Source organism: Dyadobacter sp. CY327 (genome assembly GCF_021390415.1).
In the GTDB taxonomy this organism is placed as follows: domain Bacteria; phylum Bacteroidota; class Bacteroidia; order Cytophagales; family Spirosomataceae; genus Dyadobacter; species Dyadobacter chenhuakuii.
On the sequence record NZ_JAJUXJ010000001.1, the window covers coordinates 1255603 to 1269939 of the forward strand.

13 protein-coding genes are annotated in these 14337 nt (G+C 46.1%); 8 read left to right on the top strand and 5 right to left on the bottom strand.

Annotation, left to right across the window (positions count from 1 at the left end; genetic code table 11):
- The first annotated feature begins 196 nt into the window (after window positions 1-196).
- Window positions 197-1882 carry an amino acid permease gene (locus LZG74_RS05330; RefSeq protein ID WP_233795560.1) on the top strand — a complete coding sequence of 562 codons (1686 nt, stop codon included), beginning with the start codon at window positions 197-199 and terminating at the stop codon, window positions 1880-1882.
- On the opposite strand, the gene LZG74_RS05335 is transcribed toward LZG74_RS05330, so the two are convergent.
- Window positions 1879-3219 carry a PAS domain-containing sensor histidine kinase gene (locus tag LZG74_RS05335; protein WP_233795561.1) on the bottom strand — a complete coding sequence of 447 codons (1341 nt, stop codon included), beginning with the start codon at window positions 3217-3219 and terminating at the stop codon, window positions 1879-1881. The two genes, LZG74_RS05330 and LZG74_RS05335, sit on opposite strands and share 4 nt — an antisense overlap.
- Before the next feature lie 27 nt (window positions 3220-3246).
- Window positions 3247-3921, bottom strand: coding sequence for a hexitol phosphatase HxpB (hxpB, locus tag LZG74_RS05340; protein WP_233795562.1), 675 nt, complete (start codon window positions 3919-3921; stop codon window positions 3247-3249).
- An 80-nt stretch (window positions 3922-4001) separates the two neighbouring features.
- Between hxpB and thiD the strand changes: the two genes are divergently transcribed.
- The 6 genes from thiD (at window position 4002) to LZG74_RS05370 (ending at window position 8962) form a co-directional block, all read left to right on the top strand.
- Window positions 4002-4823, top strand: coding sequence for a bifunctional hydroxymethylpyrimidine kinase/phosphomethylpyrimidine kinase (gene thiD, locus LZG74_RS05345; protein ID WP_233795563.1), 822 nt, complete (start codon window positions 4002-4004; stop codon window positions 4821-4823).
- A 128-nt stretch (window positions 4824-4951) separates the two neighbouring features.
- Window positions 4952-5164, top strand: a complete 213-nt coding sequence (locus LZG74_RS05350; RefSeq protein ID WP_233795564.1) for a DUF2281 domain-containing protein — start codon at window positions 4952-4954, stop codon at window positions 5162-5164.
- On the top strand, window positions 5161-5550 hold the full coding sequence (locus LZG74_RS05355) for a type II toxin-antitoxin system VapC family toxin (protein WP_233795565.1): 390 nt from the start codon (window positions 5161-5163) through the stop codon (window positions 5548-5550). The genes LZG74_RS05350 and LZG74_RS05355 overlap by 4 nt, the downstream gene beginning before the upstream one ends.
- Window positions 5551-5636: 86 nt before the next feature.
- The gene (locus LZG74_RS05360) at window positions 5637-7955 is read left to right on the top strand and encodes a TonB-dependent receptor (RefSeq protein WP_233795566.1); all 2319 of its coding nucleotides are present in this window, start codon (window positions 5637-5639) and stop codon (window positions 7953-7955) included.
- A 163-nt stretch (window positions 7956-8118) separates the two neighbouring features.
- Window positions 8119-8394, top strand: coding sequence for a 2TM domain-containing protein (locus LZG74_RS05365; RefSeq protein ID WP_233795567.1), 276 nt, complete (start codon window positions 8119-8121; stop codon window positions 8392-8394).
- A gap of 67 nt (window positions 8395-8461) precedes the next feature.
- Window positions 8462-8962, top strand: a complete 501-nt coding sequence (locus tag LZG74_RS05370; protein WP_233795568.1) for a pyridoxamine 5'-phosphate oxidase family protein — start codon at window positions 8462-8464, stop codon at window positions 8960-8962.
- A gap of 114 nt (window positions 8963-9076) precedes the next feature.
- On the opposite strand, the gene LZG74_RS05375 is transcribed toward LZG74_RS05370, so the two are convergent.
- Window positions 9077-9616: a ferritin-like domain-containing protein gene (locus tag LZG74_RS05375; protein ID WP_233795569.1), complete on the bottom strand. Its 540-nt coding sequence runs from the start codon at window positions 9614-9616 to the stop codon at window positions 9077-9079.
- 256 nt (window positions 9617-9872) lie between these two features.
- Between LZG74_RS05375 and LZG74_RS05380 the strand changes: the two genes are divergently transcribed.
- Entirely contained in the window at window positions 9873-10796 is a 924-nt protein-coding gene (locus tag LZG74_RS05380; protein WP_233795570.1) for an LEA type 2 family protein, read from the top strand.
- Between the two features lie 76 nt (window positions 10797-10872).
- On the opposite strand, the gene LZG74_RS05385 is transcribed toward LZG74_RS05380, so the two are convergent.
- Together LZG74_RS05385 and LZG74_RS05390 are read right to left on the bottom strand one after the other, a co-directional pair.
- The gene (locus LZG74_RS05385; protein ID WP_233795571.1) at window positions 10873-12822 is read right to left on the bottom strand and encodes a glycoside hydrolase family 127 protein; all 1950 of its coding nucleotides are present in this window, start codon (window positions 12820-12822) and stop codon (window positions 10873-10875) included.
- 63 nt (window positions 12823-12885) lie between these two features.
- A complete protein-coding gene (locus LZG74_RS05390) occupies window positions 12886-14253 on the bottom strand; it encodes a sigma-54 dependent transcriptional regulator (protein ID WP_233795572.1) in 1368 nt (455 codons plus the stop codon).
- Between the last annotated feature and the right edge of the window lie 84 nt (window positions 14254-14337).

Here is a 14337-nt window from a genome sequence, read left to right on the forward strand (position 1 = left end):
GGGGTTGCAAGTCGGAAAATTAGGTAATTTATAGTCACAAACACATTGTTTTGGCGTTTGATTTCATGCCGGCGAATTTTCTACTGGAAACCTGCATTTTATTAAACAAAATTTCAACCGTTGGCAGGATGCGTTGAGAATATCATTATTTTAGCCGACTTATTAACACAACAAGACATTGCCAATCAGCGCTTGCATGAAACAAAATTCTTCTCTCTTTCGTAAAAAAACAGTTAGCCAAATACTCAGGGACGCCGACTCAGCTGAAAACGGCGGACTAGCCAAGATTCTCGGCGTAAGGGACCTGGTTTCCCTGGGCATCGCGGCGATTGTTGGAGCTGGGATTTTTAGTACGATAGGCGTTGCGAGTTATAACGGCGGGCCCGCGGTCTCACTGTTGTTTGTATTTACGGCCATTGCATGTGTTTTCACGGCATTGTCCTATGCGCAGTTTGCGAGCACAGTGCCGGTATCCGGTAGTGCGTACACGTATGCCTATGTTGCCTTCGGGGAATTGTTTGCGTGGATCATAGGCTGGTCATTGATTCTCGAATATGCGGTTTCGAATATGGTCGTAGCCATTTCCTGGTCGGAATATTTTACGGGGATGCTCAAAGGTTTCGGGATAGTGCTGCCGGGATGGCTTACTGTCAACTATGAAACGGCTTCCGATGCCTTTGCAAAATTACACAGCGCTGCAGCAGCGGAAATGAGCACCTATGAGCGATTTGCGGCTGCAGCCTACGAAACATCTCCCGTCATTGGTGACCTGCACATTATGCTCAATCTGCCCGCCGGGCTTGTTACATTGCTCATTACCGCGCTGGTTTACATTGGTATACGCGAATCCAGGACTGCCAGCAACATTATGGTGGTTTTAAAGATCGGGGTTGTTCTGCTGGTAATTTTAGCCGGTGCATTTTATGTAAAACCCGAAAACTGGTCACCATTTGCACCCAATGGCATCAAGGGCGTTATGGGCGGGGTTGCCTCCGTTTTCTTCGCATTCATTGGTTTTGATTCTATATCAACAACCGCCGAGGAATGTAAAAATCCGCAGCGCGATATGCCAAAGGCCATGATTTACTGCCTTATTATCTGTACGGTCCTGTATGTGCTCATCACGCTGGTGCTTACCGGGATGGTCAATTATACAGAACTGAAAGTGAGCGATCCGCTGGCATTTGTTTTCGAGAAAAATGGCCTTGATTTCATGGCCGGCGTTATTTCCGTGAGCTCCGTTATTGCTATTACGAGCGCTTTGCTGGTTTATCAGCTTGGCCAGCCGCGTATCTGGATGACGATGAGCCGCGACGGTTTGCTTTGGAAAAAATTCTCGAAAATTCATCCCAAATACCAGACCCCATCCTTTGCAACCATTGTAACGGGCTTTGTGGTCGGCATTCCTGCATTGTTTTTTAAAATGGATTTCTTCGTGGATCTGACCAGCGTCGGGACGTTTTTTGCATTCATCCTTGTTTGCGGCGGCGTTCTTTATTTGGATCATACGGGCATTTCAGCACAATCCAAATTCCGCGTTCCTTACCTGAACGGGAAATATTTGATCGGTTTTGCACTGATCCTGGCCATTGCGGGAATTACTATTTACGGACAAAGTGTGATTGATGAATGGAAAGCAATGTCTGCGATGGAAATCGTCGAGCATAAGCTCTTAACGATCATTTTCTGGATCACATGGTGCATTCTAGCTGTAATGGGCTACAAATATAACTTCTCGGTTTTACCTGTTGCGGGCATTCTGACAAACCTTTATCTGATGACCGAACTGGGATCTTCCAACTGGCTGATCTTCGTGATCTGGCTGGCGATCGGGCTTGTGATCTATTTCAGCTACGGTTACAGGAAGAGTAAACTAGCCTAAATAATTAAGGTAAAAACGGTTCCTTTTCCTACTTCCGAGGAAACATTCAGCTGACCATTGTGCTGTTGTAAGATCTGTCGAGAGAGGCTGAGCCCGATTCCCGAACCGGTTTTTTTCGTGGTGTAAAAAGGGATAAAAATATTCTCAATTGCCTCAGGTTCAATGCCGTCACCGTTGTCTTCAACATCGATAATGGTCACGCTGTCAGACTGATATGCGCTCAATGTGATCAGTCTGTTTGTTTGGGTTGAGAATGCTTCGGAGGCGTTTTTCACCAGGTTGATGAGCACTTGCTGGATCTGGCTGGCGTCGGCCTTTACGGTAAGCGTTTCAGGTTTGACAGAAATTTTCCATAAAACCCCTGAGCCGGTAAGGTCCGTTTGTAATAATTGGATTACTTCCTGAAACAACTCCGCGACGCTGAGATTAGCAAACACCGGCTTTGGTAATGTGGTAAAATCGCGGTAAGCATTCACAAATTGCATCATGCCCTTACTGCGTTTTTCAAGCGTATGCAATGCTTCTTTCAAGTCATTTACTGCCTCCTGATCGCTGGTTGACTTCTCAATGTCCTCATTTACAATCAGTCGCATTGTGCCTACTAGCGACACGATCGGTGTCATCGAGTTCATGATCTCGTGCCTTAGAACGCGCGTCAGGTTTTGCCACGATTCTACTTCCTGCTGTTGAAGTTCCGTTTGGATATTCTGTAAAACCACGATCCTGACCCACATTCCCCGGAGCTGGATCGCAGCACCCTGCAATGCAAGCGGCTGGTCCGAAGGCGTCCGGTAAAGCTCGCGTACGCCGCTGTCTAGTGTAGAAAGTAGTTCGTACAGTCTTGGATGCTTGTCTTTAAGCTCGCTCAGCTGATGCAGCCGGTAAATTCCCAGCATACGCAAAGCAGCGTTATTAATGAGGTTAACCTGTCCGTTGCTGTCAAACGTGATCAACCCGGTCCCGATATGTTGCACAATCGTATTCAGATATTGCAGGTTAGCCTCTTTTTCTGCCCGCGCCTGCCTGAATGCATGAAGCACTTCATTGAACTGCTGGTTGAGTTCCTTGAATGTCCGGCCCATCTTATTGTCCGAACGGAAATTGATCGTGAAATCAGAATAGCGGACCGATTCGAGGAAGTAGGTCAGCTTGCGGTTGACATTGGTAACATATTGATACAATAATGACCCCTGGACAAAGATGAAAATGGTCCCAAGCACATATACGAGCACCTCATTCGTGTGCTTGGACGCAAGCCAGGCAACCGCGATGACGCTCAGGATAATGACCACTATCCGGATCATGATCACAATGCTGAAATGTCTTAATCCGATCATTAATGAATGAGATAGAAGATTTGGGTTTTAATTTTCAATCGCGCTTTGCGGCACGCCGGACATTTCGCTCAATATATATTTTTCAAGTGAATTGATCTTATAATGTGCCATATCAAACTTGGCGTCGTCAAAAACTTCCATCGCAGGCACCGAAATCGTGATCATTCCTGCCGCGTGGGCCGATCGGAGACCTGCATGCGAATCTTCAAAAGCAATGCATTCGTCAGGGCGTAATCCCAGTTTAGCCGCCGTTGTCAGATAGACTGCCGGATGCGGTTTGGTAAATTCTTCAAGTTCCCCGGAATGCCATGTATCAAAGTAATCAATAATTTCGAGCCTTTTCAGCACGCCTTCAATCAGGTCCATATGCGAGGCCGAAGCCACCGCCAGTTTCAGACCTTGCGCTTTCAGGTTTTTTACCAATTCAATTGCGCCTGGCATGGCCACGGCGTGAGCCAGGATATTTTCATGGGCATATTCCAGGATCTCCCGTTCCAATTCCTCGAAAGAAGGCGTATTCCAGGGCTGGATTTTGTGACAATATTCAAGAAAAAGTTTGATAGAAAGGCCGGTTGTCTGGTTTTTCAGCGCATCGGAAATCGTAAAATTTACTCTTTGCATTACCTTACGGGCAGCATCTGTCCAGATTGGCTCGGAATCTATCAGCAATCCGTCCATGTCAAATATGGCAGCTTTAATCATTATTAAGTGGGTCTGTTTTTTTTAAAACTATTCAAAACTACTACTTTCACCGATAAGTATTTACAAATCCCGGACCATTCATGAACCGATATCCAACCATACTTACCATTGCGGGATCAGACAGCGGCGGCGGCGCAGGAATTCAGGCAGACTTGAAGACGATCGGGTCACTGGGAGGGAACGGTTTATCCGCAATAACTGCGCTCACGGCCCAGAATACGGTAGAAGTGAGGTCTGTACTTGCGGTTCCGGCTGATTTTTTGAAAGAGCAGTTGCTCGCCGTTCTGGAAGATATTCAGGTAGATGCGATTAAGATCGGCATGATCGGGACGGTTGAGAATGCATGGGTGATCGCCGATATTATTGCGCAGTTTAAGCCGGGATTCGTGGTCGTAGATCCGGTTCTGGCATCATCCAGCGGGACCAGGCTCGCTACCGCTGAGATGATCAATGTATTTTGGGAAAAGTTATTTCCGCTTGCAGATTTGGTTACGCCTAACATTGATGAGGCAAAGTTGCTGTTGGGCCGGGAAATTAATTCCTTGGAATCCATGCAGGAAGCTGCTTCGGAAATGATTGCCAAAGGTTGCCGGGCCGTCTTACTTAAAGGCGGACATCTGGTTTCCGAGCAATTATTTGACGTTTTAGCCCAGAAAGGCCAGGAAGTGTTGGTATTTGAATCCGCATTCATCCCCAGTCCTAATCTCCACGGAACCGGCTGCACATTATCCTCAGCCATCGCCACCTTCAAAGCCGTGGGCAACTCCCTCCCCGAAGCCATTATTTTCGCAAAAGAATACATCTCCGCCGCCATCGCAGCCGGTAAAGACGCCAAAACCGGAACCGGAAACGGCCCCTTAAACCACTTTTTTGATCCCGTACCAATGCGGGTTTTAGATTAGGGAAAAAATATTTTCTGTTTTAATGTGACCAATCGGCAAAACGTACGTCTAAATATATAAACCGATCATTAATAGGGTTACTTGCCTGATATTGAGCTTTAAATTGTAAATTTGTTTAGACAGTTATCATGATGACAGACTTAAAACTATACACGAAACTTTCAAATTTGCCTGTGCAGCAGAAAGCGCAGGTAGCGAGTTTTATTAATAATCTGAAAAAAGATTTTGCGGTAACGCCCCGGCCCAATAAGAAAAGGCAGGCTGGAATGGCAAAGGGATTGATCGCCATGAAGGACGATTTCGATAATGATATCGAGGGATTTAATGTCTTTACCAAATGAATTTACTGCTAGATACGCACGCAGTTATTTGGTTTATCACAGATGATTTGAGACTTCCACGCAAAACAAGGGCATTGTTAGAAGACGCTGGTAGCAGCTGTTTTATCAGCGTCGCAACTTTGTGGGAAATTGCTATTAAAAATTCTTTGGGCAGATTGGAATTACATACCGGGCTCAAAGAGATTTTTGCAATTATCGATAAGACAGGTTTCGAACTGCTCCCTATAACAGCAAGTCACATTTTAACGAATGCGAATTTGCCGCATCATCATCATGATCCCTTTGATCGCATCATCATTGCGCAATCAATTGAAGAAAATCTTGCGGTGGTAACGAAAGATGAAAAATTTGTGAATTATAGTGCCACAATTGCATGGAAAAAATAGTGTTCGCAAAACATTCCTGAAAAATAATTTCTTTAAAAAGTTAGGGTAAGACATAGCTAGGTTGTCTGGAAGGAAAACTATTAGCTATGAAAAAATATATTCTTTCGCTGATCGCGATGGCGGTCTTTTCGCTGGCTTATGCCCAGCAACCTGCACAACTTGTGAAGGGCCATGTCATTGATGCTGAGTCGCTGCAGCCCGTGATCGGTGCTAATGTGATCATTACTACGCTTAACCCGATCATGGGCGGCGCGACGGATGCAGAAGGCGGATTTCGAATCGAGCATGTGCCGGTCGGACGGCATTCCATTAAGATCACAAGCATTGGCTATGACGACGCTTTTTTGCAGGAAATCGCTGTCGGTTCGGGCAAGGAAGTAGAGCTGACGATCAAATTGGCGGAATCTTTTAAGTCGTTGGATGAAGTGGTGGTGAAGGCGCAGAAGGAGAACGGCGCTCCACTGAATGATATGGTAAGCGTTAGCGGACGATCATTTACGGTGGATCAAACCAAAAGGTTTGCGGCTTCGGTGAATGATCCGGCGCGGATGGCACTGTCTTTCGCAGGCGTTGCAACCAACGATGATGGTGGTAACCAGATCATTATACGCGGTAACAGCCCGAAAGGAATGTTGTGGAGAATGGAAGGCGTTGAAATTCCTAATCCCAACCATTTCGGAGAGGAAGGGTCCAGCGGCGGCGGGATAAGTGCATTAAGCGCCAACGTTTTAGGGAATTCTGATTTTCTGACTGGTGCGTTTCCGGCGGAATATGGCAATGCTACTTCCGGGGTTTTTGACTTAAAATTAAGAAACGGAAACAATGAAAAGCGTGAGTATGCGCTGCAAGCCGGCGTTTTGGGCCTCGATTTTGCCGCGGAAGGACCAATCGGTGCAAAAGGCGGCGCTTCCTACCTGGCCAATTATCGCTATTCCACCCTATCCGTTCTTGACAAATTGGGATTGAACATTCAGGGCGATGCATCCACGGACTTCCAGGATGGCGCTTTTAAAATCCACGTTCCTTCGGATGATCGGTCGGTAGTGACGGTTTGGGGAATTGGCGGGATCAGCACTTCCAAGGAGCGTACGCCGCAGGAAAATGAAGTTTTTACGTCAAACAGGGGCATATTAGGCATCAATTATCTGCGCTATATCAGCAACAAGGCTTACGTGGAAAGCATCATTTCATACGCTGGTACCAAGGTTACGGACGACTCTGATGACCTTGGAAAGCAAATCTCTTATCACCAGAGCTTCATTAATCAGACCCTCAGGATTTCTTCCCTTCTCAACTACAAATTGAATGCAAGAAATACCTTCCGGGGCGGGTTCATCATCAATCATTTGGATTTCAACCTTTTCGACCGCAATAATGAAAATGGTCCTGTGCGTGTTTTTCTGGATCAAAAGGGCAGTACTCAGCTTTATCAGGCATATGGTCAGCTTAAATCGCGTATATCGCCGACAGTTACGATCAATGCGGGTGTTCACGGCATGTTATTGGGACTTAATAACCAGTTTTCTCTCGAACCGCGGTTAGGGATGAAATGGGCCGTCGCATCCCGCTCGACCGTTAGTTTCGGGGCCGGGCTGCATAGCAAAACAGAATCGATCTCAACCTATTTCGCACAGGTGAATGCAGAAAGTGGAAAAACGGCTGCTGCTAATAAGGATCTTAAACTGATGAAATCGGTGCATTTTGTGGCTGGCTACGAGTTCCGCCCAACCAGCAGCTGGCGTATCCTCACCGAAACCTATTATCAGCATCATTACCATGTGCCAATCGGTTCACCGAACGCGACCAAACCATATCTTTTGCATAATTCACAAATCAATGAGATCAGTGGTTTTGCCAATGATTCCCTAACAAGTGACGGAACCGGACGCAGCTATGGCGTGGAACTGACTGTTGAAAAATCACTGACGGGCGGCATTTACCTGATGAGTACAACATCGCTATATCAGGCCAAATATACCGGTCGGGACGGCATTGAGCGCGACAGCAGGTTTAATGGTCAGTTTGTTCAGAATGTTCTGGCAGGAAAAGAGTGGAAAGTGGGAAAAAACAAAACCAATGTATTTGCGGCGAACATTAAGCTGCTCGCGTCGGGCGGAAACCGCGTAACGCCTGTTGACCTCGAAAAATCCAAACAAACAGGAAAAACAGAGCGCGACTGGACAAAGGCATATTCGGAGCAGCTGCCGCATTATTTCCGCTCGGATGTTCGGGTAAGTTATACAAAGAATAAAAGGCGCACGGCATCCACGATCTCGCTGGACATCCAGAATGTGACCAATCGTTTGAATGCATATGAGCAAACTTACGACCCTACCAACAAGGAAATAAGAAACACAACGCAGACCGGGCTGATCCCGGTGCTGAACTATCGTCTGGAATTCTAATAGGGCCAGTCGGTTCATCCGGCTAATCTGTTTCTTCGTCGTGGAAATGCTGGACTCCATCTGTATTCGCTTTTCGTACGGATAGTGGTGTTATAATTTGGTTGTATCAATGTCAAAAAGCAGTTCATTGAAGCGAAACCTTACATTCTAAACCGATACAAATATGGAAACGCCGCGTAACGAATTTATCTGGAGAAAAGCGAAAAAGAGAGCATCGTTCAAAGTTCATCTGAGCACTTATATGGTTGTGAATGGGGGTTTATGGCTGCTGTGGGCTGTAACCGCTTTTCCGCACTTTGGCAATGATCATATGCCATGGCCGATATTTCCAATGCTGGGGTGGGGCATAGGACTTGCCTCTCATTATATCACCGCATACGGTAATCTCGGCGAAAAGGAAATGGCAGAGCGGGAATATGAAAAATTAATGCGCAGCTAGCCAGCCCTTGGAATAGTTGTTTTACAATCCCTGATAAATAAGATCAGAGATTCAAACAAAAACAATTATGGAAAAGGACCTTCAAAATAAGGAAGCGATAGAAAAATTGAAATCAATGGCCGAGGATATCCGGTTCTGCATGTATACGACATACGCCAACGAGAAAATCGAATCGCGGCCTATGACTACGCAACAGATTGATGAGAACGGTAACGTTTGGTTTTTTACAAATAGAAACACAGACATTGGCGACGGCTCGAATCAGGGCGAACCGGTTACATTGATTTATTCAGAACCCCAAAATAACACCTATATCAGCGTTTCCGGAAAGGCTGAAATTGTGGAAGACGAAGCGAAAAAAGAGGAATTATGGAATCCGATGGCAAAAGCCTGGTTTCCGGAAGGCAAGGAAGATCCAAACCTGGTGCTTTTAAAAGTGACAACGGGAGAAGCTGCTTACTGGGATGCGACGTCATCCAAAATGGTGGTTTTCTTTTCTATGGTAAAAGCCGTGCTTACAGGCACAACGCCGGATGGCGGCGATCATGGGAAGTTGAATTTGGCATAAGCGGCTGATTTCGACTCCTAAATTCCTGACAGGATTTTCGAATTACCAATAACTGAAAAGGGTTGACCATATGGCCAACCCTTTCTCTTTAATCTGATGATGAAGTGTAATAGCTTATTCAGCGCTGGCTTCTTCGTTCACATACGTTTCAGCTAGCTCTGTCAATTTATGGTCTGTTTCGCCTTCCTGGTCAAGCGTTTGTTGCAGTAAATCTGCTACGTCGCTGTGGCCTAGTGTTCTCGCAATGTTTCTCAATGTTCCGTAAGATGCGATTTCGTAATGCTCAACTTTCTGAGCAGCCATGATCAATCCGCAATCGCGAACCATTGTTCCTTTATCGGTGCTGCTGATAATTTCTTCTGCTTCTTCGATAAGTCCTTCCATGGCCGCACATTTCTTAGCTTGTGCTTTCTCGCCGATCAGACCGAAAACTTCTTCCAATCTTGCAGCGTGTTCTTCTGTTTCAGTTGTATGTTGTTCAAAAGCTGCTTTCAGTTCTTCCGAAGTAGCATTTTTAGACATCTTTGTCAATGCTTTTGCAAGGTGTTTTTCTGCCCAGTAAATGTCTTTAAGACCATCTACAAATAGTTCTTTTAGCTTTTCGCTGTCTGTTCCTGTAATCTGGTTAACGGTTTTACTTTTAGTCGCTTTCATGATTCGTAGTTTTAATAGTTTATTGTTGTCTGTGAAGGATCTTGCTATCGTCCTTGCCCCCACCATTGGTAAAAACCGTACCAGCGTTTTGCCCGTGGCCCAATGCTGGTTGCCAGGTTTCTATGAAGATTTAAGTACACATATAGCTGCGTAAAATCCAGTTTTGGGGAAGTTTTCATGGCATTGCGTACGTGCGGGATATTTTTTGGAATGATTTTTGAGCATTCCCATTATCCATTTGAACCCTCATTTATTTATGCAGTCCAACCGATCGCTGAAAATCGTACTTATTGTTTTTGTCTTCATTGCAGCCGGTGCCATAGGCTGGTTCCTTTTCAAAAAATATAAAAATGAAAACGCCAATCCCGTTTCGGGACTGAAACCGCGCGTAGAAATGGGAATCGGGCAAATCAGCAACATTACGGACAGTACTATTGATTTATCACTGAAACTTTTGGTGGACAATCCCCTGCCCGTAGGTGTGGACGTAGAGCGCTTCAGTTATTTTGTGCAGATGAACGGAGTGACCATTGTAGAGGACGAATATGCTAAACCGTTAACAATTAACCCGCGCGACAGCACAATGGTTACCATTCCAGCGAAGTTGAAGATCGCGAAGCTAAAAAAGGAAGGAGATTCGGAAAATGCTGCGGGAGAAGATAGCGCCGATTATCATTTCGAAGGCCATTTTCATTTGAAGAAGCCGATTTTAGGAAAAGACAGCATTGTGCTTGATATGGACAAAAGGCTGCCGCTTTACAGGCTTCCCAAAGTTGAAATTGTAGATTATGACATGAAAAAATTCAGTCTGGGTAAATCTGAAATTGTCTTAAAACTGAAATTCTCTAATCAGAATCCGTTTCCCGTTCAGTTTGAAAATCCTGCATACGTTGTTGACCTGGGTAAGCAGGACCGCCTGGCCGAAGGGAGCGTTAAGGGCGTTACCAAGGTGAAAGGGAAGAGCAGCGAGATCTACGAAATTCCGCTCGCCATTGATATGGGCAAAGTTCTCAAAGCGGCAGGTCAACTTGTTTCAAAAGGGAAACAGTTACCATTTGTTTTGTATTTCAAAAGTAAACTGGTCTCAGAAAACGACATCTTTAAAAACAGTGACGTCAACATTATCGTCAACGGAACATTAAAGGATCTGGAAACGGTACAAAAAAACCTTTCGAAGTAGACTGGACTTCGAAAGGTTTCCTATACTGAAAAAAGCTTATCAGATATTGGCTAGTTACCTGGCTGTTACTCGCAGGTTACCGCGCTTTGTTAAACCAGATCACCATTTCATTCGGGCCGCGGTTAGCCCAGGCGTAATAAGGAATGAGCGTTACATTACCGGCTTCGGCTTTCAGAACATTAATGCCGCCCAGCAAGCTTTGCTGATAACTCGCAGCGAAGTTCTGGCTTTCCGAGATAGGTATATCCAGTGCCTTTCCGTTGTTGTCATGGCCTTCTGCGCAATACAAAACAGGTCCCCGCTCGATGGCTATTTTATCTTTATTAGCCGTAATGTTTTCGTTGGAAATGATCTTTCTGACCGGCATATCCAATGCCAGCTCCAACTGGTCCCCTTTTTTCCAGTTACGAGCCAGCTTTATATAACCTTTTTCAATCGTTGCAGGCATGTTTTTGCCATTAACCCGCAATGTTACGGGCTTGGAATCTTTGTTGGTATACGCATACAAGTTACCGGGAATCGCCTCGCCCGTTGCCCAGCCCGGAATCCGCACCGACAACGTGAAGTTTCCTGCCTTTTCCGGATCCACCAGTATTTTGACATTCCCGTCCCAAGGATAATTGGTTTGCTGCGCGAGTTTAACAGCATTATTATTTACTGTTAATGTCGCTTCATTATCTGCAAAAAGATTGACGATCAGCTCGTTGCCTTTTGTTGCATAAATATAGGCAGGCATTGATGGCAAGAACCGGGATACATTGGTAGGGCAGCATGCCGTTCCAAACCAGGCTTGTCTTTCAGCGCCAGAGCCCTTGTTAAAATCATTGACACCATTGGAAGCCATGGGGTTTACATAAAAAAACTTATCTCCCTTGACCGACATGCCACCCAAAAAACCATTATAAAGTACACGCTCGAAGACATCCATGTATTTGGATTCACCCGTATACAGATACATTTTATGGTTCCAAAGCATGTTGGCAATCGCCGCGCAAGTTTCGGCATACGCGTTGTCATTCGGTAGGACGTAAGGTTTGTCAAAAGCTTCGCCATCCTCGCGCGCGCCTACGCCGCCGGTGACATACTGCTTTTTCTCCGTGGCATCGTTCCATATTGTGTGAATAGCATGGCTGTGTTCAGGTTCGTCCTCGATCGTCAGCATGTCCGCAACGGCTGTGTATAAGTATTGCGCACGAACCGCATGACCGACCGCTTCTTTTTGTCTCACAAACGGAACCTGGTCCTGGAAATATGCAGGGCCAAGTTTGTGCTCGTCCAGATACAAAGCACGCTTATCCGAGCGACCACGCATATCAATGAAGAATTTGGAAAGATCCAGATATTCCTTTTTTCCAGTAGTCCGGTAAAGTTTGATCAATGCAATTTCAATCTCCTGGTGTCCGGGAACGACTAACAGCTGGCCAGGTTTGGTGCCAAAAGTCTTGACGAGGTGATCTGCATTTTTGGTGGCAACATCGAGCAGTGTTTTCTTGCCCGTGGCTTCGTAATGGGCAATGGCCGCTTCATAAAGGTGCCCCACATTGTAGAGTTCGTGGCTGCCGTTTTCGAATCCGTAGCGGTAAGGGCCGGCAATCCAGTCGTAAGAACCGGTGGTGTCTTTATTGATGGTCCGGATTGTATATAAATAGCCATCCGGCTCCTGTGCGGCTGCAAAAAGCGTGATCAGGCTATCCAGATAATGGTCCAGCTTGGGATCATATTGGTTTTGCAGCACATAGGACGCGCCTTCCACAACCTTAAAAACGTCAGAATCATTGAAGCGTACGCCTTCGAATTTTCCCTTTTTGAGCCCGCCAGCCACCGCAAAATTGTCGATCCGGCCCGATTCTTCGCATTGTTGCAAAGCATGCGGAACGGTCACTTCACGTGCAGCTTCCACGCGTGTGTGCCAGAAACCTTGTTTGGTTTTTACATTTTTAAGCGGAACAGCGTTGATTTTGCTGTTTTGCGCAAAAGACAACTGATAGCAAAACAGCAGGGAGAACAGCAAGAAATATTTGGTCATTATATGAATAAATTGAGATTAACCTGAGAAACTTTATTCGATATGACCCAAAAAACATGCCAATTAAAGGCCGTACTTCTCCATTCTCCGGTAAAGTGCCGCGCGGCTGAGACCGAGCTCACGCGCTGCATCTGTAATATTTCCGTTAAAACGTTTCATCGCTTTCACGATCAAAGTCTTCTCCATATCTTCCAGGTCGAAGCCGGTGGCGGTAGTTGGCGTGCCGCCGGAGCTTTTCAGGAAAAGGTCGTCGGGCTGCAATGTTTTTTCCTGCGAAAGAATCACAGCGCGTTCAATCGCGTGCTGCAATTCGCGGATGTTTCCCGGCCAGTTGTACTGCTGCATTTTCTTGATCAATGCACTGCTGATGTCGTTAACCGGGCGGTTGTATTTCTTGCCGTATTGTTTAAGATAATATTCGGCCAATGCGCTGATGTCCTCCGGACGCTCGCGCAATGGAGGCAAGTCCAGTTCAATGGTGTTAATCCTGTAGAGCAAATCCTGGCGGAACGTTTTTTCAGTCACCATTTTTTCAATATTCATATTTGTAGCGCATAACAACCTCACGTCCAGAGAAATGGGTTTGTTGGATCCCACCCGTGTAACGCGCCTTTCCTGTATGACAGTCAGCAACTTCGCTTGTAGTGCCAGCGTAAGGTTTCCTATTTCATCCAGAAAGATGGTTCCGCCTTTGGCCTCTTCAAATCGCCCTGCACGGTCTTCTTTTGCATCCGTAAATGCACCCTTAACATGACCGAAAAGCTCGCTTTCGAACAAACTCTCACTCAATGCACCCAAATCCACAACTACGAAGGGCTTGTCGGCACGCTTTGAATGCTGATGTATATGCTTGGCCAGCTGTGTTTTACCCGTCCCGTTCTCTCCCAGGATGAGCACATTAGCATCTGTCGCGGCTACGCGTTCTGCGGTGGCCAGCACTTGTTTCATCGAATCACTTGATGCTACTATGGCTTCGCCGGTTGACTTGCTTTTTTTGCCCTCGTCCTTGCTTTTTTCCTCCGCAACAACCTGTATTTTATCATTGCCCCCTTCAAGTGCGCCGCTGATCGTGGTTAGGAGCTTATCGTTTTCCCAGGGCTTCAGTACAAAATCCGTGGCACCGGCCTTGATCGCGCGAATGGCCATTTCAATGTCTCCGTATGCCGTGATCATGATCACTTTGGAAGCTGGCTTGATGTCCAGAATGCGATCCAGCCAATGAAAGCCCTCGCGGCCGCTGTTCACGTCGCGGGTGAAGTTCATGTCCAGCAGGATCAGGTTATAATCGCCGTTGGTGACGAGGAATGGCAGTTTTTGCGGATTTTTTTCAATGTCCACCGCTTTGGCGTGGCGCTTCAACAGGAGTTTGGCCGCACTTAATACGTCTACATCGTCATCGATGATCAGGATTTTTGCTTCAGAGAGTTGCATGGCTGGTTTTGGAGTTGCTAAGGGCTAAATCCCTTTATTGGCTATTGTTTGGAAAGATAGCAGAAGCATTTTGAAATTTAATTT